The sequence below is a fragment of the Fructilactobacillus sp. X1R3C1 genome, assembly GCF_059901545.1.
In genome coordinates this window covers 385,814-407,165 of the sequence record NZ_JBWXUT010000001.1, presented here as the reverse complement: position 1 = coordinate 407,165, position 21,352 = coordinate 385,814, and the positions used below count along the sequence as shown (strand labels likewise).

Annotated in this window: 18 protein-coding genes; 3 read left to right on the top strand and 15 right to left on the bottom strand. The window is 36.5% G+C overall.

Translation table 11 applies throughout. From position 1 onward, the window contains the following. Positions 1 to 335 precede the first annotated feature (335 nt). From AC6UD8_RS02110 to ykzS, 7 genes are all read right to left on the bottom strand, one after another. The gene (locus AC6UD8_RS02110; protein ID WP_500696563.1) at positions 336 to 2,396 is read right to left on the bottom strand and encodes an LTA synthase family protein; all 2,061 of its coding nucleotides are present in this window, start codon (positions 2,394 to 2,396) and stop codon (positions 336 to 338) included. 1 nt (position 2,397) lies between these two features. Continuing rightward, on the bottom strand, positions 2,398 to 3,462 hold the full coding sequence (locus AC6UD8_RS02105; RefSeq protein WP_500693602.1) for a lysylphosphatidylglycerol synthase transmembrane domain-containing protein: 1,065 nt from the start codon (positions 3,460 to 3,462) through the stop codon (positions 2,398 to 2,400). Positions 3,463 to 3,466: 4 nt separating this feature from the next. Further along, entirely contained in the window at positions 3,467 to 4,489 is a 1,023-nt protein-coding gene (locus AC6UD8_RS02100; RefSeq protein ID WP_500693601.1) for a glycosyltransferase family 4 protein, read from the bottom strand. A 12-nt stretch (positions 4,490 to 4,501) separates the two neighbouring features. Continuing rightward, the gene (locus AC6UD8_RS02095) at positions 4,502 to 5,686 is read right to left on the bottom strand and encodes a glycosyltransferase family 4 protein (RefSeq protein ID WP_500693600.1); all 1,185 of its coding nucleotides are present in this window, start codon (positions 5,684 to 5,686) and stop codon (positions 4,502 to 4,504) included. Positions 5,687 to 5,788: 102 nt separating this feature from the next. After that, entirely contained in the window at positions 5,789 to 7,519 is a 1,731-nt protein-coding gene (ptsP, locus tag AC6UD8_RS02090; protein ID WP_500699314.1) for a phosphoenolpyruvate--protein phosphotransferase, read from the bottom strand. Position 7,520: 1 nt separating this feature from the next. Beyond that, positions 7,521 to 7,787, bottom strand: coding sequence for a phosphocarrier protein HPr (locus AC6UD8_RS02085; RefSeq protein WP_500693598.1), 267 nt, complete (start codon positions 7,785 to 7,787; stop codon positions 7,521 to 7,523). A 113-nt stretch (positions 7,788 to 7,900) separates the two neighbouring features. Then, on the bottom strand, positions 7,901 to 8,095 hold the full coding sequence (gene ykzS / locus AC6UD8_RS02080; protein WP_500699312.1) for a protein YkzS: 195 nt from the start codon (positions 8,093 to 8,095) through the stop codon (positions 7,901 to 7,903). Between the two features lie 163 nt (positions 8,096 to 8,258). Here ykzS and AC6UD8_RS02075 point away from each other — a divergent pair, with 163 nt between their 5' ends. After that, complete coding sequence (locus AC6UD8_RS02075; protein ID WP_500699311.1) at positions 8,259 to 10,274, top strand: ATP-dependent Clp protease ATP-binding subunit; 2,016 nt, start codon at positions 8,259 to 8,261, stop codon at positions 10,272 to 10,274. 90 nt (positions 10,275 to 10,364) lie between these two features. Next, entirely contained in the window at positions 10,365 to 11,228 is an 864-nt protein-coding gene (locus AC6UD8_RS02070; protein WP_500699309.1) for a MucBP domain-containing protein, read from the top strand. 30 nt (positions 11,229 to 11,258) lie between these two features. On the opposite strand, the gene AC6UD8_RS02065 is transcribed toward AC6UD8_RS02070, so the two are convergent. The 7 genes from AC6UD8_RS02065 to recX all read right to left on the bottom strand — a co-directional run bounded on the left by AC6UD8_RS02065 (position 11,259) and on the right by recX (position 19,871). Further along, complete coding sequence (locus AC6UD8_RS02065) at positions 11,259 to 12,680, bottom strand: C69 family dipeptidase (protein ID WP_500699307.1); 1,422 nt, start codon at positions 12,678 to 12,680, stop codon at positions 11,259 to 11,261. A 58-nt stretch (positions 12,681 to 12,738) separates the two neighbouring features. Continuing rightward, the gene (locus AC6UD8_RS02060) at positions 12,739 to 14,316 is read right to left on the bottom strand and encodes a peptide chain release factor 3 (RefSeq protein WP_500699305.1); all 1,578 of its coding nucleotides are present in this window, start codon (positions 14,314 to 14,316) and stop codon (positions 12,739 to 12,741) included. 75 nt (positions 14,317 to 14,391) lie between these two features. Continuing rightward, entirely contained in the window at positions 14,392 to 16,416 is a 2,025-nt protein-coding gene (locus tag AC6UD8_RS02055; protein ID WP_500699303.1) for a CDP-glycerol glycerophosphotransferase family protein, read from the bottom strand. 9 nt (positions 16,417 to 16,425) lie between these two features. After that, positions 16,426 to 17,301, bottom strand: a complete 876-nt coding sequence (locus AC6UD8_RS02050) for a hypothetical protein (protein ID WP_500699301.1) — start codon at positions 17,299 to 17,301, stop codon at positions 16,426 to 16,428. A 59-nt stretch (positions 17,302 to 17,360) separates the two neighbouring features. Continuing rightward, positions 17,361 to 17,771: a glycerol-3-phosphate cytidylyltransferase gene (gene tagD, locus AC6UD8_RS02045; protein WP_500693590.1), complete on the bottom strand. Its 411-nt coding sequence runs from the start codon at positions 17,769 to 17,771 to the stop codon at positions 17,361 to 17,363. Positions 17,772 to 17,877: 106 nt separating this feature from the next. Then, a complete protein-coding gene (locus tag AC6UD8_RS02040; RefSeq protein WP_500693589.1) occupies positions 17,878 to 19,041 on the bottom strand; it encodes an AI-2E family transporter in 1,164 nt (387 codons plus the stop codon). A 14-nt stretch (positions 19,042 to 19,055) separates the two neighbouring features. Then, entirely contained in the window at positions 19,056 to 19,871 is an 816-nt protein-coding gene (gene recX, locus AC6UD8_RS02035) for a recombination regulator RecX (protein WP_500693588.1), read from the bottom strand. Between the two features lie 84 nt (positions 19,872 to 19,955). Here recX and AC6UD8_RS02030 point away from each other — a divergent pair, with 84 nt between their 5' ends. Then, complete coding sequence (locus AC6UD8_RS02030; RefSeq protein ID WP_500693587.1) at positions 19,956 to 20,405, top strand: flavodoxin; 450 nt, start codon at positions 19,956 to 19,958, stop codon at positions 20,403 to 20,405. 21 nt (positions 20,406 to 20,426) lie between these two features. Here the strand turns inward: AC6UD8_RS02030 and AC6UD8_RS02025 are convergent, their stop codons facing one another. Continuing rightward, a complete protein-coding gene (locus AC6UD8_RS02025) occupies positions 20,427 to 21,350 on the bottom strand; it encodes a YihY/virulence factor BrkB family protein (protein ID WP_500696552.1) in 924 nt (307 codons plus the stop codon). Between the last annotated feature and the right edge of the window lie 2 nt (positions 21,351 to 21,352).

Sequence of the window (21,352 nt, the reverse complement as noted above, 5' to 3'; positions counted from 1 at the left end):
GTTGTTATTCTTTTTCAAAAGAATTAAAAAGCGAATTGACTTCGCAAATGTTTAATTTTAAGTTCTACAACTTAAAATTACCTTACACTTGTAATCAAAATCTTGTTCAGTTTTCAAAGATCTACTCTGACGCAACGTCGTCTTATTGTACCTCAACGCCGCATATAATAATATACCATGTGGTTAATTTATTGTCAATAGAAAAGTTTGACTAATTTTAACCAAATTGTTTTGGCGCACTTAACGACAAGAACTACTATACCAAGGAAACAAAATTACGTCAAGACTTTTTTACAAAAAAAGCACTTAGATCTTTATCTAAATGCTTTTTCTAATTATTTTAGTTCAGGAGCATCAGTATGATACATCGGAACCGTGGATTTGCCACCATTCTGATCAATTAGATCAGTTTTACGTTCTTTGTCAGCCTTATCCAACTGTTCCATTGCATTCTTCGGCTTATAATTATAGTCTTTTCGATCCACAGGCTTAAATCCTTTAGGATGATAGAAACGAAGTAAATCACCATAGATAACTCTATCAGAAAGAGACAAATCACTAGTTACATAGTTCTGAATTCCATCTACTTCCTGTTGTTGTTGCTTATCCGGCTTAATAACTTGACCAGTCTTAGAATCATAGATTGTTCCCCCAACCTTAGTGTATTTAGGAGTTACAAAATCTCCATCCCTAAATGGAACAATTTGATTAGGATTATTCCCCAACAAATCATGTCCAAACTGGATCATATCATCATTCTTAATTCCTAATAAATGAAGCAGCGTTGGTAAGACATCGATTTCTCCACCATAAGTATGATCAACGTGCCCATCCAAATTATCAGCATGGATCATAAATGGCACCTTCTGAAAGTTAGCCAAATCATAGTTATTAACCGACTTTTTACCTAACATCTTAGCAATTGCAGGACGATGATTATTAGAAATCCCATAATGGTCACCGTATAAAACAATGACACTATTCTTCATTAATCCCGTTGCTTTTAGATATGCTTCAAACTCACCAAAAGATTGATCTAAATAATGAGCCGTTTGGACATAAGGATCAACGGTACTATCCCCCGTTTTAAGAGCAGGAAAAGAAACATTTTGTTTATCTAATTCATAAGGATAATGATTAGTCAAAGTGATAATTTTGGCATAAAACGGCTGTGGTAGCTTTTCAAGATAAGGAACTGAATCTTTAAACATAATCTTATCTTTCATTCCATATCCAACATTATACGAAGGTTTCTTCTTATAGTAGTTGCTATCGAAGAAGTACTGATATCCCCAAGACTTATAAGTATTATCTCTATTCCAAAAGCTCGGAACATCTCCATGAAAGACAGCCGTCGAATAACCCTTTTGGTCTAAAATTGCTGGAGCCGCCTGGAACGTATTCTGCGAACCATAAGTAACCATCGCAGATCCCTGGGGCAATCCATACAATGAATTTTCAAGCATCATTTCAGCATCTGAAGTCTTACCTTGAGCAACTTGATGGTAAAAGTTATCAAACGAAATCGTATGCTTATCACTATAAAACTTATTAATATTCGGAGTAACTTCCTGTCCATCAACTTTATAGTTGATTAAGAACTGTTGAAAACTCTCCAAATGAATAATAAAAACGTTTTTACCCTTTTCTTTCCCAAAATATTTAACGCTTGGATACGTCTGATGTTGATTAATAAATTTCTTGACACTATTCAAATCTGAAGCTTTCGCCTTCGCTCGCGTAGAACTCTCTTGGTGAGTTTGATATGCATTAAAAGCAGCGTATTCATTTAAGCCTAAATACTTAACGATATAATTATTATCAAACGTCCGAGTTAAAAGACCACTCCGATCCGAATTAGCAAGAGAATATTCTCCCCCCATAAGCAAAATCGAAAGTAAAGTAATTCCAATGGCATAGCGATACTTAAAGGGACGGTAATCGATTTTAATAATCCTGAAGACTAATAGTAAGATTAAAACCACAACATCCAAATAAATCAAAAAATCCGTTGGATGAAGAATTTCCATCATACTCTTGCCCAAATTATTTTGGACGTCTCCGGTTCCTTTAATAATACCAATTGACAAGAAGTCAGAGAATTCTCGATAATATAAAACATTAGCAAACATCCAAGTCGACTGTAGAAAATCAATTATCAGCATCAGCCAATAAGAAAGCTTGCCGCGAAAGTATAAAGCAATCCCAAACAAGAGCAGTCCTGATGGAATTGGATTAACAATCATCAAAAAGGTTTGCATGCCACCCTTAACACCCAAACTAAAGTCGACGTTATAAACAACCAAAGTAGTTATCCAATATAAAACGACTACCAGCACGAAGAAACCGATAGTAGTATTAAAAAAATTACGAATGCTTTTTAATATTCGAGACATTCTAGTTTCCTCCAAAACTCTTATGACTTTCGCTTTTTAGTATTTTCCTGTTCTTTTGTGCCTTTTTACTTGGCTTCATCACGAGGGCAAAGGCTCCCAAAATCAAACCTAAGTAATACGTAAGAATCCGCCACAGGATCATCGCAAGTACTAGCTTACTTCCATTAGTAATATAACTTCTAAAAATCATCTCAAAGCTATACTCAGCTCCACCTGCTCCTCCAGGAATGGGAAAAATCGAGATAATCATCACAATCAAAATGTGGAGACTGGTTACCATTACCACATTAGCATTGGTATAACCTAACGAAAGCATAATAAAGTAGGGAATTAAGTAATAAAAAAGCAACTGAAAAAAAGTGATTATGAATATTTTAGCCATCAACTTCCCTTGGTGACCAATTCTCACACTCTCTTTATAAAAGTTATCAATCTTCTTATTTAATGTATTTACTAACTTATAAAATGTAGCATCTTTTACAAACCATTTCACTGGTTTGATACAAATATTAACAAATTTTTTAGTAAATGAATGCCAATACATGATCATAAGTAGTGAGACGATCACAAACATGTGAATTCCAAATCCGAACACAACAAACCATGCCAGAGCGTGCATTTTATCAATAACGTAGTTAAAACCGATTATTAACGCAATAAAAAAATTAATTACTATCATGGCCTGGTAAACAACAAACTTCATAAGTAGTGCAGAACTAGCCCGACCACCATCAACTCCTGATTGAATTAAAACAAATAGTTGAGCCGGCTGACCACCAGATGAAAACGGAGTGATCCCATTAAAAAGTTGTTCCACTAAGGGTACCCGGATTGCATCCCGAAAAGTAAAATTAGGATCACTATTTCGAACTAACATGTAAGTAATCACGGATTCAAGAGCAAAATAAAGCAAAATGCACCCTAAAGCAACTAATAACCACCATGGATTAATCTCAACAATATCTCTTATAAGAACGCTAAACTTAATGTCTCTAGCTGCATACCATGAAATAAGTAATCCAAGGGCAATCATGATAAGTAGTGAGACTTTATTTCTCCTGGACATTCAATTACCCCTTTTTCGCCTGGTCAAAATAAAAATCATGCCAAATCTTGGCTAGATGATCCTCGGAATAATAATCAGATGCTTTAAGTGATTTTTCAGCATATGCTTTCAGAAGCTTAGGATCATTTAACAACATCTTAAGTTTTTTATCCATTTCAGCCTCATTATTTGCTGAAATGTAATACCCGTCAATAATTTTTTTATAAAGGGATAAATCCCGCAACATAACAGGAATTCCACACGAGAATGCCTCTAAAACAGACATCGGGAATAACTCATTATACGACGGTAAAAGAAATAAATCAGCCATATTATAATAATTTACTAATTCTTTACGATCAACGATTCCGGGAAAACTCAGGTTTTGAGGTGGATTATCAACCAATTCTTTCAACTCAGAATATCCAGCTGTCATTTTTCCAAATGAAAATCCTCCTGCCCAAACAAATTGAACGTTTGGATTTTGCATTGCTAATTTACCAAAATCAAGAACGCCCTTTCTGGTCTGAACTTGACCGGTTCCGAGCACCGTAAACCGTTTTGTTTGATAACCATAACTACTTCTAAGAGCTTCTTTCTGGCTCTTTGAAACCGGATAAAATTCTTTTTTACTTACAAAATTTGGAATATATGTAATTTTCTTTTTATCAATCCCATATTTTTCAAGTTTAGGTATAAAAGTTGGATTTACAACGACAATATGATCCATCCGTTTATAAAAGGCAATTACATACTTATAAAAAATTTGTCGAAATGGAGTAGGAATTTTTAAACTCCCCTCAAGCGTTTCCGGCAAAAAATGAACGTATCCAATCTTTCGTCCCATTTTTTTTGAAAATGTAGACAAATAAAACGTTGGATTAATGGTGTGATAATGACTAATGTTCGCTTGATTAAATTTATTAATCTCAATGTCAAACTCGTTTGGAAAATGTTTCTTTAACATCTTAATTAACTCAATGTATGCACTACCAACTCCTTGACCTTTTACTTTGTCAGCAGTTGAAAACATATCGATCTTTAACATCAACAAAACTCCTCAGTCAGATGTGTTAGTTTGCTTAGCTTTAGTTCGATCAAACTCTTTGATTGTATCATCATAAAAGCTCAACATCTGATCCACAAAATACTCAGCTGAAATTTCGTGTAATTTCTCTTCACGGACATTTTCGGAATCGGGGTATTCACCTCGGTGTTGCAAATAATCCACCGTTTCAGAAACAAACCTTTCTTCTGACTCAAACGTCATTCCAATTGATTTATCATCAATTAAGTCATCGGTGTACGGACTTCTTGCAACGACAACTTTGGTGCCAGCAGCAACTGCTTCAATGTACGTTAACCCCTGAGACTCAGAATTAGACGTAGAAACAAAAACATCTGCCATTCGATAATAATCATTGACATGATTATTATTAATTTCTCCGGTGAAAATAACATGGTCGTTAAGTTTCATGTCAGACACTTGCTTCATTAAATCATCTTCGGCAGGTCCTTCACCCACAATTACAAGCATAGCATTTGGAACTTGATCCAAAATTTTAGGTAGTGCATCGATCATTTCGGAGATGTTTTTTTCATACGCAACTCGACTAACGGAAACCATCAATGGGGTCTCATCACTAATGCCTAATTTTTTTCTAATATCAACATGGTCATTTTCTTCATAATGCTTAACGTCAATCCCAGTTGGAATAATTCGAATGGGACTCTTAACCCCATAATCAGTAAGCTTGTCCAAGACACGCTTACTTGGTGCCACCACACCGTCCATGTGATGGCAAAACGCTAACATCATTTCTTTTACGTGTACTGGTTTTAATAATTTGCCGTTGGCAACATAGTGCAAATAATCTTCATACATCGTGTGATAAGTGTGAATACAAGGAATATTCAAATTTTTAGCAACGAACTTTCCGATAATTCCAAGTGAAAATTCAGTTTGGGTATGAACGATATCTAATTTTAATTGCTTAGCAATTTGATAAGCCTGAAATATTCCTCTGACGGCGATTCTTCTTTCGGTAAAAGAAATAAAGGGAACACTTGAAAAACGGTAAATGTCTTTTTCATCGTCATCATTTTTTTCAACGTTAGGATCAGTTGTAGTAAAAATATAGACATGATTTCCACGCCTTTCTAACTCATCTTTTAACGTTTTGATTGACGTAGCAACTCCGCTAACTTGTGGAAAATAAGTATCTGTAAACAAACCAATATTCACGTTGTTTTCCCCTTTCTCTTTAACGTTAAACAAATGTAATTATATGGGTTTCCCGCATGGTTTGCAACTTTGTGCCTAACTACTCAAACCTAAGTAAACCATCTACTCTGGCATCTTAGAGATAAAGTCATCAATCATCTTATTAACGTCACTAGTGGCATCTGCATTTTTAACAACACTATCAGCTAACTTACTTGCTGATTTCGAATTAATTTTACTAATGTATGCTTTAGTTTTTAAAATTTGAGTTGGAGTGGCTGATAATTCATCCACTCCTAACCCAATCAAAAAAGGAATCACCTGTGGATCACACGCAACCTCACCACAAACACCCACGGTCTTAGAAGCGCTATGAACGATCCTAACGACCCTTTCAATTAAACGAAGCACGGCTGGATCACAAGTTTGGTACAAATAGGAGACACGCTCATTTAAACGATCAACGGCAACCGTGTACTGAACTAGATCATTAGTGCCAATACTTACAAAATCTACTCTTGAAATGATCTTATCAATCATAATTGCTGCCGCCGGAACTTCAATCATCGTTCCTAATTGAACATCTCCAAGTTTAACTCCTCTATCAATCAAATTCTGGCGTTCTTCAGTGTAAATCGAAAGAACCTGATCCAGCTCTGAGACCGTTGATATCATAGGAAACATGATCCGAATTGGTCCATAAGCTGAAGATCTAAGGAGTGCCCTGATTTGAGTGCGAAAAACCTTGCTTTCACCTAAACTATAACGAATGGCACGATAGCCAAGAAAGGGATTCGTCTCATTATGGGAAATATTAGGCAAATAATTAACCAGTTTATCTCCACCAACATCCATTGTCCTAAAAGTTAACTGCTTTCCTTTTACTTTTGAAACAATGTTTTTGTACATCAAAAATTGTTCGTCTTCGCTCGGGAGATGGTCAGAATCCATGTAAATGTATTCGGTACGAAATAATCCAATTGAATCCGCCCCAACTTCTAAAGCATTATCAACTTCATTTTCGTTACTAACATTAGCCCCCAATAGCAGAGGGTGCTCATCTAATGTCTTGGTCGATTGGCCCTTGAACTTTTCCCATGACCTTTTTTGTTTTCTAAATTTTTCAAGCTTTGTCTGGAATTTCTCGATTTCATCTGAATTGGGACTTTCAATAACGTTTCCATTACTTCCGTCAACAATCAATTGTTCATCATTTTTTAAATGATTTAGGCTGTCCTGCAATCCTAGTACAGCTGGAACGTCCATACTTCTAGATATAATGGCTGCATGAGAATTCTTGGTTCCAACAGCTGTAACAATCCCTTTAATATTTTTCTTTTGAACTTGTGCAATCTGAGTTGGAGAAATGGAATTAGCAACAATAATAACTGGCTGGTTAATAAGTGATAGATCGGGAGTATCGACGCCAAGTAGACGTCCCAAAAGCTGATCTCTTATATCTTCAATATCATGAACCCGTTCCCTTAAATACGGATCATTCATATTCAAAAAAATAGCTGCATATTGATTGAATACACGATTCAATGCAAATGCAGCATTCTTTTTTTCTTCTGTTATGACTCTTTTAACCTCATTAATCAACTCTGGATCAGATAAAACTTCTAAATAAAAATCTAAAATATCAAGATATTTTTTAGCCATTTCAACTCTATTACTTTGTTTGATTTTTATAATAGTAGTTTTGGTATCTTGAAACGTTTTTTTAAGGCGTGCTTTTTCTTCGTCTATACCCAAAAAGGCTTCTTTATTAAAAGTTAAATCTGGTTTAGTTAAACAATAAGCTTTTCCAAATGCGATCCCATCACTAACACCAATACCCTTAAAGGTAGTCATATTAGTCGATCAATCCTTCATCTTTCATGGTTTTAGCAATTGCATCAAGGGCTTCTTTAGCATCGTCACCATCGGCTGAAATAGTAATATCAGCACCTTGACCAACTCCTAATGACATAACACCCATGATTGATTTTAAGTTTACAGATTTATCACCATATTCAAGACTAATATTTGAATCAAATTTGCTAGCGGTCTGAACTAACAAAGTTGCTGGACGAGCATGAATGCCAGTTTCTGCCGTGATTTTGAATTGACGTTTCTCCATAATGAACGCACTCCTTTAATCGTTTATTTAACTCTATTTACAGTTTAAGAATATCAATTTATCATCTAAAAAACAAGTAATTATCATAAATCGCTTACATAATTGTTATGACGCTAATTTTCAGACGAATAATGATAGGTCAAAATGCCCTTTTCGCTGGCTTTCCCTACGATTCTTTTCCGTGTTGGAAAGCTCATAAAAGCCTGCTGAAATTTCGGAAAATCCTTTGGTTCAACCGTCAAATCTTTGATTTTTCCATCCTTTAATTGGTTTAAGAGTTCGGTAAAATCATTTTCGTTTTTATCCATAATTATTGCCTCCTAATCGGTTTCAATATTACCACATTAAAATAATTTCTAGATCAGTCAAAATACTTGATTGAATGTTATTAGTGCGTATAATATTCATGAATGGTCAATAAAGGTCAGACTTTCGTCTGACAATTTAGTTAAGCAAAAGGAGGCTTAAACTATGGAAGGACAAGGTTCATACGGATTTGGTAGTCTAGATGACTTTCTTCGTGCCATGCAAAATGGCCAAGTCAATGATTATCAAGTTCCACCACAAAGTGGACGCGGCAACGGCCGAAATGGTTCAAAATCAATTCTTTCAACTTACGGAACTGATTTAACTAAAAAAGCTAAAGCCGGAAAACTTGACCCAGTAATCGGTCGTGATAAAGAAACGGCTCGAGCAATCGAAGTTTTAAATCGTAGAGGCAAGAATAACCCGGTCTTGATTGGTGAAGCCGGAGTTGGAAAAACAGCAATCGTTGAGGGCCTCGCTCAAAAAATTGCTGATGGTACTGTTCCAGAAAAACTTCAAAACAAACAGGTAATTCAATTAGACATGGTTTCAATGGTTCAAGGCACAGGTATTCGTGGTCAATTTGAAAAGCGAATGCAACAATTAATTAAAGAGGTTCAGTCAAACCGTAACATCATCTTATTCATTGATGAAATTCATGAAATCATGGGTGCAGGTAATGCTGAAGGTGGCATGGACGCAGGTAACGTCTTAAAACCCGCTCTTGCTCGTGGGGACTTTCAATTAATTGGAGCAACCACTCTAAAAGAATACCGTGACATTGAAAAAGACTCTGCTCTTTCAAGACGACTTCAACCAATCATGGTCAAAGAACCAACGGTTGATCAGTCCATCAAGATTCTAAAGGGTCTACAAAATCGTTATGAAAACTATCATCTAGTCAAGTATACCGATCAAGCAGTGAAAGCGGCAGCTACCCTTTCCGATCGTTATATCAGTGATCGTTACCTTCCGGACAAGGCAATTGATTTACTTGATGAAACTGGTTCCAGAAAGAATTTAACTTTAAACATTGTTGATCCAAAAACAATTGACAAAGAGATTGACAGTGCTGAAAACGAAAAGAAGACGGCTTTAGATAAAGAAGACTATGAACAAGCCGCTTACTACCGTGATAAGATCAAACGACTTCATCAAAATAAGGATAAGGGTGCTACAAGTGAGAAACACAACACCGTTACCGAAAAGGATATGCAACAAGTTGTTGAAGAAATGACCAATATCCCAGTTGGAGAACTACAAACCAAAGAACAACAACAATTAAAGGACTTAGCTCCAAATTTAAAGCAACATGTGATCGGACAGGACAAGGCTGTTGATTCTGTTGCTAAAGCCATTAAACGAAATCGAATTGGTTTTAATGGTAGCGGTCGTCCGATTGGTTCATTCCTATTCGTTGGATCCACTGGGATTGGTAAGACTGAGATGGCTAAACAACTTGCCAAAGAATTATTTGGATCCGAAGATTCAATGATTCGATTTGACATGTCAGAGTATCGTGAACCACAATCAGTTGCTAAATTGATTGGTTCACCGCCTGGCTACGTTGGATACGATGAAGCTGGCCAATTAACCGAAAAAGTCCGTCGTAATCCTTACAGCTTGATTCTGTTAGATGAAGTTGAAAAAGCTCATCCAGACGTTCTTCACACATTCTTACAAATCTTAGATGACGGTCGTTTGACTGACTCACAAGGTCGAACGGTTTCCTTTAAGGACACTGTCATCATTATGACTAGTAACGCCGGAAGCGATGCCGAAGCAAGCGTTGGGTTTACACCAGAAGCAACTGGTAAAACTCATTCTGTGATGGATAAATTAGGACTTTATTTCAAACCTGAATTTCTCAATCGTTTTGATGACATCGTTGAATTCAACCAGCTTTCTAAGGATAACTTAAATCAAATTGTCGATCTGATGATTAAAGATATGAATAACATGTTAGCGTCAAGAAACGTTCACATTGATGTTTCCAAATCGGCCAAAGCAAAAATTGTCGAACTCGGTTACAATCCGTCAATGGGTGCCCGTCCGCTTCGACGAGTAATTCAAGAACAGTTAGAAGACCAAACGGCCGACTACTTCTTGAATCATCCAGAAACTAACAATCTTGTTGCTGATACAGACAAGAACAACAATATCGTTATTAGTACTAAGTAGTGAAAGAGACTTAGATTAGAATTCTAATCTAGGTCTTTTTTTATTTCCAGAAATGGTAAAATCAATATAAACCATCTTTGGAGGAAAATTATGTTTAATTGGATGAAAAAAATCTTTTCAAAAAATAATCATAACTACAAGCATTCAAAACATCGGATGAAAAGACCAATCAGACAAAACAACGTTAAAAAGACGACAACCTCCATAGATCCATCCGAAATTTCTTTAAACAAACCAAAATCAATTCATACCACCACCCCATTACCTGCCGAAAATCATCAATCAACTCCTAAAAAAGAGGTTATCAGAACCCCAAGTACAGTTTTTATGGAATTTGTCAATCAAAACGGGAATCAATTAAAATCAACTGAAATCATTAGTGGTTCAGTTGGCGATCCAATTAATTTCATCGTTCCCAAAATAAAAAACTACATATTAGTTAGTGTTGATGGAATGACTAAAAAAATGCAAGCAAAAAAGCAACTAATCAAGTTTCATTACATCCCTAAGTTAGGCCAACCAGTTAGCGTTTACTGCTTTGATTTTGATTCATTTCGCTTGCTTCTCCCTCCCAAAATCGTGAATGGTCCATTAAACCAGCAGTTTACACTAAAGGCTCCTGTGATTCCTAACTACCAGCTTCACCTATCGGTTGGTGACTTAACCGGTCAATTCACAAATAAAACCAAAAATATCATCTTATATTACCGACGTTCTAACTGGAAAGTGGTTCAGTCAGTCAATTATTTAGTCAAAATGAAAATCCCCACTTCCGTTTATGATTCACCGGTGCGAAAGCAAAAATACGATCAAATTTTGCCAGCTGGATCAACTTGGCGTGTCTTTACAGAAATTCGAACTAATCAAGATGATTGGTTAAATCTCGGCGGATCACAATGGATCAAAAAGCGATCCACGATTCGTACCCATAACAATGACAAACGTCTAACCTAAAAAAATCCCACTCAATAAGAGTGGGATTTTTTACAAATTTTTATCCATGTTATACGTCAATTTAGAGAGTGTAAGACCCTTTTCCATCAATTCATGCATAAATTGATAGGTTCGACTCCTCATTTCTTTGACCAATTGCTGATTCTGATCTTTCAAAAATTCAGATGCGTCCTGATCATTCATATTAGCAGCTTGACCCATCGTATCTGATATATGCCCTAAAAATAACTCGTTAGCATGTTTCTTAAAATCACGATCCTGTTGAATAAAATTACTGTAATGAGATTCAACGATCATCGATAGTTTACGATACATCCAGTATGCGCTCTTATCATCCATCGTTAGAGGGGTAACCTCATAACTTGGATCAGTCTCGTCAACGTTAGCAAAAAAAGGAACATATGGACTAAAGGCGGGAATTCCAAAATTTAGCCACATAATTGCCGAACATTTATCACTTACATCATTTCTAATTTGCAGAACATGTGAATTTTGGGTTCGATTCATTGAAATTGGTCTAAACTGAGTATTCGATTCTTTTGGATCTTTAGCCAATGGATCATATTTGGTCTCGTTATAATGAGAACTCAAAATAAACTGAACGTCACTAACTTCAATTTTACGGCTTGCTTTTCTAATAAACGGGAGATCATTTGAGGTTGGCTCCTGCTCAATCTCGGGATTCAGCATCCTTTGACCATACCAAACTCGAGGTGTGTTGTAATGGTGATCAAATTCATTATGAGTTCCAAAGATATGTCGAAAGTTAAATCCCTCTTTATCAGGATTTAACTGGTACTTTTCAACAAACTCTTGTAACCCATCGGAATACATAAAGTTCTCTGGATCATCAAAATCAACCTGTTGAATCGCAACCTCATTTGCTACGACCGCATAACAATCGTCAGGAATTCGCTGTGCAACCCAGTGGTGACCAGTAACGATCTCCATGTACCAGACTTCGTTCTTGTCACTAAAAAGGACCCCATTTCCCTCTGGTGAACCAGACTTTTTGATTAAATTTCCCAGATAAGCAACTCCATCCCTCGCGGAATTAATGTAAGGGAGAACCATTGATTGTAAAGAATCTTCAGCTAATCCATGCTGAACAAGCGGATCATGAGCTAAAGCATGCTCGTTTCCATAAACACTTTCAGTGGCACTCATTGCAACATTCTTTTCATTAAATCCACTTTCAGCATAAACGCCTTCTTTTTTAACGTCAGCGTTCGGTGTCATCAAAATTCGGTAACCCGACTTTGGCATTGGAGCAGTAAAGCCGTTTTGGTTGGATTTCCAAACTTTGTCCTCGTTATGATATGCAGGTTGAACATAAAAACGTTGAGGAGTTAATGGTAAAAAGGTATCATCATTTCTAGAAATCATCGTTGACCCATCAACACTAGCGTCTTTACCAACCATCACACTGGTACAAGCACTTAACTTTTTCATAATTCATATCCACCTTTCACAAAAACTAGTTTATATCGAATATTACGTCAATTCAATCCTAAAGCTTGGCAGTTAACTTGACATCAGGATATTTATCTTTAAACCAGCGTTCTGCAAACTCATTTTCAAAAAGGAATAACGGATCCCCCTTTTGATCCCGTACTAAAATATTTCTAGACGAAGACATCTTTTCGTCCAGCTGGTCAGGGTCAATCCACCGGGCAATTTTATGCCCCATTGGTTCCATCACAACATCTGAGTTATATTCATTTTTCATTCGAAACTGAAATACTTCAAACTGAAGCTGACCAACTGCTCCCAAGATATACTGTCCCGTGCTGTAATTAGTGTAGAGCTGAATGGCTCCCTCTTGTACTAATTGTTGAATGCCCTTATGAAACGACTTCTGCTTCATAACGTTTTTGGCTGAAACTCTCATAAATAGTTCTGGAGTGAACTGTGGCAGCTTTTCAAACGCAATCGGTTTTTTGCCAGTATAAATGGTGTCGCCAATCTGAAAATTACCAGTATCATAAAGACCAATAATATCTCCAGCAACCGCTGTTTGAACGTTTTCACGCGTATTAGCCATAAATTCAGTAACGTTTGATAAACGGATCGGCTTCTGGGTACGATCAAGGGTAACATCCATGCCCTTTTGAAATTCACCAGAGCAAATTCGTACAAAGGCAATTCGATCACGATGACGTGGATTCATATTAGCCTGAATCTTAAACACGAATCCAGAAAATTCTGGTGCCGTTGGTTCAATTTCATTTCCTTGAAGAGTTTTGTGAGGACCTGGAGCTGGTGAGAGCTTCAAATAAGCGTCTAAAAAAGTTTTAACCCCAAAGTTAACCAACGCTGAGCCAAAGAAGACTGGTGTTTGATCACCCTTGGCAATTTTTTCTCTGCTAAATTGATTCCCAGCTTCAGAGATTAAATCCATTTCACTTCTAGCATCTTGATAAATGCTATCGTCTGCTAGTGAGTTATCTCCAATAAGATTGCCATCATCATCTAGTTTAATAAAGTTCTGACCATCCGCTTCTGGTTTATAAAGTTCAACTCGATGATCATAACGGTCGTACAGCCCCTTTAAAATTCGACCAGAGCCAATGGGCCAGTTCATCGGATAAGCCTCAATTCCCAGTACATCTTCCAATTGATCGATTAATTCCATGGGATCCTTGCTATCACGATCAAGCTTATTCATGAAAGTAAAAATTGGAATTCCACGCATTTTACAAATTTTAAATAACTTTTTAGTTTGCGGTTCAATTCCCTTAGCGGCGTCAATCACCATCACGGCAGAATCCACTGCCATAAGAGTCCGGTAAGTGTCTTCTGAAAAATCTTCATGTCCCGGTGTATCAAGAATGTTAATCTTTTTTCCCTGATAATCGAACTGCATAACCGAACTAGTAACTGAAATTCCACGCTTCTGTTCAATTTCCATCCAATCTGACTTAGCAAAATTTCCACTTTTTTTAGCCTTAACGGTTCCAGCTTCCCGAACAATCCCACCAAAGAGGAGTAGCTGTTCGGTGATAGTGGTTTTCCCAGCATCAGGATGGGAAATAATGGCAAACGTTCTTCGTTTATCGACTTCTTTTTCTAGGTCTGATTTTTTCATCTTTACTTCCTTTCTGTTATAGATTAATTGTATACCATCAAACAAACAAAAAATCCGGAAAACTCCGGATTATTTTTAACGAATTTGTTGCATCACATAATCAATCGTCTTAATCGAACTAAGTCCATCGTTAATCCGACAGAAGCGATTGTAAAATTGCATAAATTTAGGATCGTTTTCAACGTTTTCGTCTTTTAAATCAGTTGAGATTCCCTTCATTAACTCATCAGAATCATAGACGATCCTTCCAGGCAAATCTCGTTCATAATTCAAGTAAAAGCCACGCAACTCATCCTTATACACGTGATAGTCATAAGGATAGAACAAAATTGGCCGTTTAAGGTAGGCGTAGTCAAAAAAGACTGAGGAATAGTCGGTTACCAGCAAATCTGAAATTAAATATAAATCAGAAATGTTGGAATAGTTCGATAGGTCATAGACGAACCCTTTGTAATCAGAGACGTCTAATGCATTCGAAATCAAGTAGTGCATCCGTAGAATTAGGACAGTATCACTTCCAAAGTGTTGTTTGAACTCTTCCAAACTAAACGGTAGCTTAAAGGTATATTTCCCCTTACTCTCAAACTGATTATCTCGGTAAGTAGGAGCATATAGGACAACTTTCTTGTCCCGTGGGATTCCCAATCGATCCTTAATCTTATTAATCTCAGTAGGATTATTCCCGTTAATCAATTCATCATTTCTTGGATATCCCACCTTTAAAATCTTGCTTTCATACCCGAAGGCACTTCTAAAGACCTTGGTTGAAAAATCATTTGGTGAAATCAATGCATCCCAACGATTAGCTTCTTTAACAAAGTTATCATGGTACTTATTGGTTGTCGTACCAGGCATTGAAACTCGTTCAATATCTAACCCTAACTTCTTTAATGGTGTGCCATGCCAAGTTTGAACATACGTTACATAGTCTGGTTTAACGACCCAGGCAGGAAATCTAGCATTGCTAATCCATACCTTAGCCTTTCCCATGGTACGAACCCAACGTCCCGTATTTTTAATTACATAGTTAATGTTATGGTCTTTACAAAATTGCTTTTGTGACTTTTGAATGGACCACACAAAGTTAATCTTAGGATGTAATTTTTTAAACACCTGATAGATAGCATAAGGACTATCACTCACTTGACGTCCACCAAAGCTCTCAAACACGATCGTCGTAGTAGCAAATGGTGTATGCCCCCGTTTAAACAACTTTCGTAAGCGCAAACGATTAACTTTACTTAATAAGATTTTAAACGATTTCCACAAATGCTTAGCTTTTCCGTAAAACTTAGTAAGTCTTTTTGTAGGAGACGGCCGTCTTCTTTTAATAACACGAAGTTGACCTTGCTTCCCCGCTTTTAATACTAATTCACGATTATCACCTAAGTGAGAAACGGTTTTAAACGATGAAAGCGAAACATCCATCACCAATCTTTGCTGAAAATGCTTACCATGATAGTCATACCTGATATACAAACGATATGTATCTTCATCCTTTAGCTCTTTAAGCGGAATGGTAATCGCAAAAATCCCTTGAAAAGGTGAATCGGTAATCGGATAAAGTCGTTTGCTTTGATCACTTGCTTGTTTAATTACAATTGCCATCTGATCAAGTTTTTTACCGTCAATGTGGTTAAACCCCGTTAATCGTAAATTACCGCCACCAAGCAAATTAACCGAGTTCATCACAAATTGCTTTTTAGATCGGTTTGTTCTGACATAAAAGACTGCCATGCCAGACGGGTCAATCTCATATTGATAATAAGCATTTAACCCGATCCGCCGAACGGCACTCACGTATTCACTTTCAACTTGAATAAGGGTTCGATGGTCACTATTACCACACGAATAATAGAGTTGCCATTCAAATTCATCCTGTCCCACGGAGTCAAAATGAAATTTATTTGGATCAATTATAATTGCTGCTTCATTGCCACTTACGTCCCCTTTAAGAATGGGAACGGTGATTGAAGCTAAGCTTTCTTTTTCAATCAAAGTAACAGTTGCATCTTCATCAGCGTAACTAGGATTAATTAATTCAAATTCAATTTTCAACTTTGTTTGTTTTGGTATAACGTTAGAAAGTATTGCTCGCATTATTTCTCCTTAATAGTTGAAAATCACGTTTTGACCAAGATATTTAGAAAAGTTAACCATATCATCCAAATCGATAAAAATGGTAGTCTCCTTACCTTCAGCATACTTATTAACTAAAGCAACGTTAAATGCTGAAATATCACTATAACGGCTTGCATTGCCATAGTCTGAAATGACATATGATCGAGCATCTGAACCTTTAGACAAATACTTCAAATTACCAAGATTAACATCATAATCGATTAAATCACTAGTTGGTCTAGCAATCTTTAAACTTGTTTCTGGAGGTGAAACAACCGAGGTTTTACTAAGATAAAAAATCTGAGCTGCTCCACCGTTACTTTGATCCACCCGACATGCCACGTCACCACGTTGATTTAAAAATTTAATTACTTGATGTTCATCATTAATCCGTTTGAAAACGGCAGTAGCCTTATCATGATTGTCATAATAAATCGTTTTGCTAACGTTATCTCCGTCATAAAAGATCACTTTGAATAAACCTGACCCAGCCAAAATTTCCTTTCGTTCAGCTCGAACCACCCCATTATGGTCACTGTAGACTTGAACGGATTGACCCTTAACCACTCTGTCGTGAACGTCAAATTGGGTTAAATCGTTATTTAAATCATGATTTTGATCAAAAATCCCACGTTGTTTACTAAAAACGTCAAACAATTGGATGATTTCTAATTGCACTTGCTGATGAAAAGAATCAGATAATTTTCTAATTAAAGTGGCCACATACTGTGATTGATCGTAGTTTAAAATGGAAATTACAACTTTAATTGAATTCCCGTCATCGATCATTCTTTCCAATCGTTCTTTAAATCGGGGCTTTTCAGCTCCATGAACTGAAGTTACCAAAAAAAGTGCTTGTTTCATTTTGCTCCCCTTAAACTAAAACATTCTAAGAAATAAAACGAAGAATCCTGGGACTTAAACTAATCTTTCCAATCCTTTTGGCTCGTGACGCCTAAATCAGACTTGATCTTAGACGTTGAAATTCCTTGGGTTCGCGGCAAATAAATTACTTTACAATACTCTTTAAGAAAGTCAAACTTACCCTTCCAATCGTCACCCATAACAAAGATATCAATCTTATGATCTTTAATATCTTGAATCTTCTGGTTCCATCCCTTTTCAGGAATTACTTCGTCAACGTAGCGGATAGCGTCTAAAATGTACTTACGATCCTCATAAGAATTATAAGCACGTTTCCCCTTTACGGCATTAAACTCATCCGTCGAAAGACCGACCGTCAATGAATCACCTAATTCACGAGCACGTTTTAATAAACGCACATGACCCTTGTGAAGCAGATCAAATGTGCCATACGTAATTACTTTCGTCATAATATCTCCTGTCAGAAGACCATAATTAATACTCCTACTTATCAACAATTAAATGTTAGCATATCTTCCATTATCGTCAATAAAATTCACGATCCATAACTAAAGTTTAATTTGGCTCATTTTCAGATGAATTAGTTTTTGCTGAATTAGTGGAATTCGAATCGTCATGTTGAACTAACCAAATATTGTAACAATATTCAATCACAACCTTCGCAATCGCATAAACTGGAATGGCTAGAATCATCCCAAACAACCCAGCAATGTGGCCAGCTGCAAGTAAAATGATAATAATAGTTAGTGGATGAATCTTTAATGATTTCCCAATCACATTCGGGTACACCAAGTTTCCATCAATTTGTTGAACAATAATGACTACCACAATTACCCAGATAACTTGCATAATATTATCTGAAAAAGCAACAAAAAGTGATGGAATAATTCCAATGTAGGGACCAACGTACGGGATGATATTACATAATCCAGCAAAGACCCCGAGCAAAAGAGCATACTTTTGGCCGATCAGAAAGTATCCTAAAGTGGTAAACGTTCCAACAAACAGACACTCAATGACTTGGCCACCGATGTAACGTGAGAGGGTATGATTCATTTTTTTAAGTAGCGTTACCGTTTGTTTCCTGTGGTGTTTGGAAAGTCCTGGAGTTAACTTTTCAATGCTTGGAAGTAGTTTGTTTCCATCCTTTAACATGTAAAACAGAATGACAGGAACAGTAATTGCCGTGATAACCACGTTCGTTGCCATCGAAATAATCGTTCCCGCACTATTCGTCAAATTAGCCAAAACTGTTTTCAAATACGATGAATATGAGGACTGAATCTTGTCAACAATGGGACGCCAGTCCACTTTTTTTAAAAATCCATAACGTGTGATTTTAGTTAGTAATGTCTGCCCTTGTTTAGCAAATTCAGGCGCTGCCCCTACCATGTTAGCCACCTGAGTAATCAACCGTGGTACAAATGAAAACGCCATGTAAACAATAACCCCAATCACAATCAAAAATACGATGGCGGTGGCCCAGGTACGATTAATGTGTTTTGTTTTTGTGATTTTTATTTTCATTAGGAGGTTAACGATCGGATTTAACATGTAATACAAGAATCCCGCTAACAAGAGTGGAACGAAGATCGTTGACACAAAAATTACAATCGGCGAAAAAACAAAACTAATTTTGGAACATAAATAAACGATTCCAACTGCAATCAAAATCTCAACCGTCCAAAAAAATAAAGCCGAATTTTTAAATCTATTCATTTGATTCACTCCAATTAATTTTCTTTTGTGTCCAAAAATTGATCAATATCATCAAGATCAAAGCCCTTTCGATATAACAACTGCTTGGCTTTCTGACGTCGACTCATATCATTATACTTCTTATACTTATTCCAAGCCTTGTTACCCTCTTTAGCAAGTAACTCATTTTGATGATCGACATCACTTTGAAAGTCTAATTCACTAATGATTGTATCAATATAATCAAATGAGTATCCCTTTCGGTACAAAGCCGTCTTAGTTTTTTGCATCCGTTTGTTAAAGGGATATCGCTGATTATGAGCAAAGATTTTTTGGGCCTGCTTTTTACCATTTTTAAGCGTCATTTCGCTCGAATAATTAACTGAAATTGCCTCATTTATGTATTCATCTGCAATTCCCTTTTGTTTTAAATACCTTGAAACAGCCATGGGACCCTTATTCTGTTGTTCAACAATTCCTTTGACGTAGGTGTCAGCATAATGTTCATCATTAAGTAGATTAATCTGTTCTAGTTTTTCAACCGCTTCATCGACTGCTTCAAGGTTGTCTGAATATGATTTTAACTTATCTCTAACCTCTTTTTTTGAACGAGTCTGATACGAAATAAAATCAATAGCCTTATTATATAACTTTGAAACATCGTCCGCCGCCTTAATTTTGTCAATCTCACCTTGGCTTAACTCAGATCCCTTGAAGATCCCAAACTGAATCATCACTTCTTCACTCACAGGAAAAGCATAATGATCATTGACGTATACATTATATCTTCCCGGTCTTTTTTGCGAAGCAATTTTTGTGACCTTTAATTTATTTGCATTTTGCTTATCCATCAGCGCTAACTCCCATCAAATTAACAATTTGAAACTATTCTGATATACTTATTTGAAAACACTACAAAGGAAGTGGTTTCACTCATGCCAAAAGCACACGTGATTTACGCCACCATTACTGGTAATAACGAAGACGTTGCTGATATCGTCACCGAGGGACTTGAGGACCTTGGCGTAGATGTCGAAGAATCTGAAATTTCTCAAACCGACGCGGACGAACTTAAAGATACCGATATTATTGTTATATGTCCATACACCTACGACGAAGGAGCTCTCCCTGAAGAAGGGATGGACTTTTTTGAAGATTTAGATTCACTGAACCTAAAAGGAAAAGTTTTTGGAGTGGCTGGTTCTGGAGACGTTTTTTATCAAGAATATTATAACGTTGCCGTCGACGCATTTACCAAAGCTTTAAGGAAAACTAACGCTACTCAAGGAGCTAAAAGCGTCAAAATCAATCTTGAACCTGATGAAGATGACATCAAAGTTCTTGACCAGTTTTCTCGTGAACTGGTGAAATCCACCGAAAAATAATTTAGCAAAAAACATCACCACCTAATCCTGGGTGGTGTTTTTCTTTTTGGAACGAAATTTACGTGCACTAGAAATAATAGACCGAACGGATCCGTTTGTTGATTCAATGTTACCAGTAAAGTACTCTTGTATACTGGCATTAATAACGGCACCAAACATCAGCACGAGTCCAATAAAATATAACCACAACATCACTACTATAAAAGTTCCTAACGTCTTATAAGCGGTAATATTTCTAAAAAAGTACTCAATGATTAGCGAAAAAGCTTGTGACAAAATCATTAAACCAAGCACAGATATCGCTGATCCTAGAATTGTATAACGAATCTTGGTCTTAACACTTGGCACAAAATAGTACAAAAGCATCACAACTATGAAAGACCCAGAAATAATAAATGGAATTCGAATGGATGCCACCACTTGCGTTGCAATGGTTGAAAGATGCAGAATTGGTCTCAAGTACGTGATAATTTCTTGACCAAACCCTTGCAAAATCATTAAAACAATCAATAAGAGTACCAGTAAAAGCATCCACACAAATGAAATTAAACGATTCGTGATGGCATTCTGAGTGTCAGCTACTCCGTAAGTTCGGTTAACCGTTCGTTGAAATGCTGCCATCGCCTGACTAGCTGACCAAATTACCAGCAACAACCCAATCGATAAGCTACCACCACTATTATTATTATCAAAAGCTGACTTAATCATGGGCAAAAGCATCGTATAAATCGATGACGGAACCGCGGTTCTGATATACATTAAGATATCATTAGGATCTCCATGTAAAAGTTTAATGATGCTACCAATCATAATTAAAATTGGAAACAGTGATAAGAGGGAATAATACGCCAAGACGATGGCAGAATCAGAAACGTTTCCCATCTTAAAATGTTTCATAACTAACTTAACAAATGAAATTACTTTTTGATTTGTTTTTAGTTCCACAA

Coding starts and splice junctions, on each gene's coding strand:
- AC6UD8_RS02070 (WP_500699309.1), top strand. CDS start 10,365: ATGTTTAATTGGATGAAAAAAATCTTTTCAAAAAATAATCATAACTAC.
- ykzS (WP_500699312.1), bottom strand. CDS start 8,095: ATGGATAAAAACGAAAATGATTTTACCGAACTCTTAAACCAATTAAAG.
- AC6UD8_RS02055 (WP_500699303.1), bottom strand. CDS start 16,416: ATGCGAGCAATACTTTCTAACGTTATACCAAAACAAACAAAGTTGAAA.
- tagD (WP_500693590.1), bottom strand. CDS start 17,771: ATGACGAAAGTAATTACGTATGGCACATTTGATCTGCTTCACAAGGGT.
- AC6UD8_RS02100 (WP_500693601.1), bottom strand. CDS start 4,489: ATGTTAAAGATCGATATGTTTTCAACTGCTGACAAAGTAAAAGGTCAA.
- AC6UD8_RS02075 (WP_500699311.1), top strand. CDS start 8,259: ATGGAAGGACAAGGTTCATACGGATTTGGTAGTCTAGATGACTTTCTT.
- AC6UD8_RS02105 (WP_500693602.1), bottom strand. CDS start 3,462: ATGTCCAGGAGAAATAAAGTCTCACTACTTATCATGATTGCCCTTGGA.
- ptsP (WP_500699314.1), bottom strand. CDS start 7,519: ATGACTACCTTTAAGGGTATTGGTGTTAGTGATGGGATCGCATTTGGA.
- AC6UD8_RS02050 (WP_500699301.1), bottom strand. CDS start 17,301: ATGAAACAAGCACTTTTTTTGGTAACTTCAGTTCATGGAGCTGAAAAG.
- AC6UD8_RS02085 (WP_500693598.1), bottom strand. CDS start 7,787: ATGGAGAAACGTCAATTCAAAATCACGGCAGAAACTGGCATTCATGCT.
- recX (WP_500693588.1), bottom strand. CDS start 19,871: ATGGATAAGCAAAATGCAAATAAATTAAAGGTCACAAAAATTGCTTCG.
- AC6UD8_RS02060 (WP_500699305.1), bottom strand. CDS start 14,316: ATGAAAAAATCAGACCTAGAAAAAGAAGTCGATAAACGAAGAACGTTT.
- AC6UD8_RS02040 (WP_500693589.1), bottom strand. CDS start 19,041: ATGAATAGATTTAAAAATTCGGCTTTATTTTTTTGGACGGTTGAGATT.
- AC6UD8_RS02065 (WP_500699307.1), bottom strand. CDS start 12,680: ATGAAAAAGTTAAGTGCTTGTACCAGTGTGATGGTTGGTAAAGACGCT.
- AC6UD8_RS02030 (WP_500693587.1), top strand. CDS start 19,956: ATGCCAAAAGCACACGTGATTTACGCCACCATTACTGGTAATAACGAA.
- AC6UD8_RS02110 (WP_500696563.1), bottom strand. CDS start 2,396: ATGTCTCGAATATTAAAAAGCATTCGTAATTTTTTTAATACTACTATC.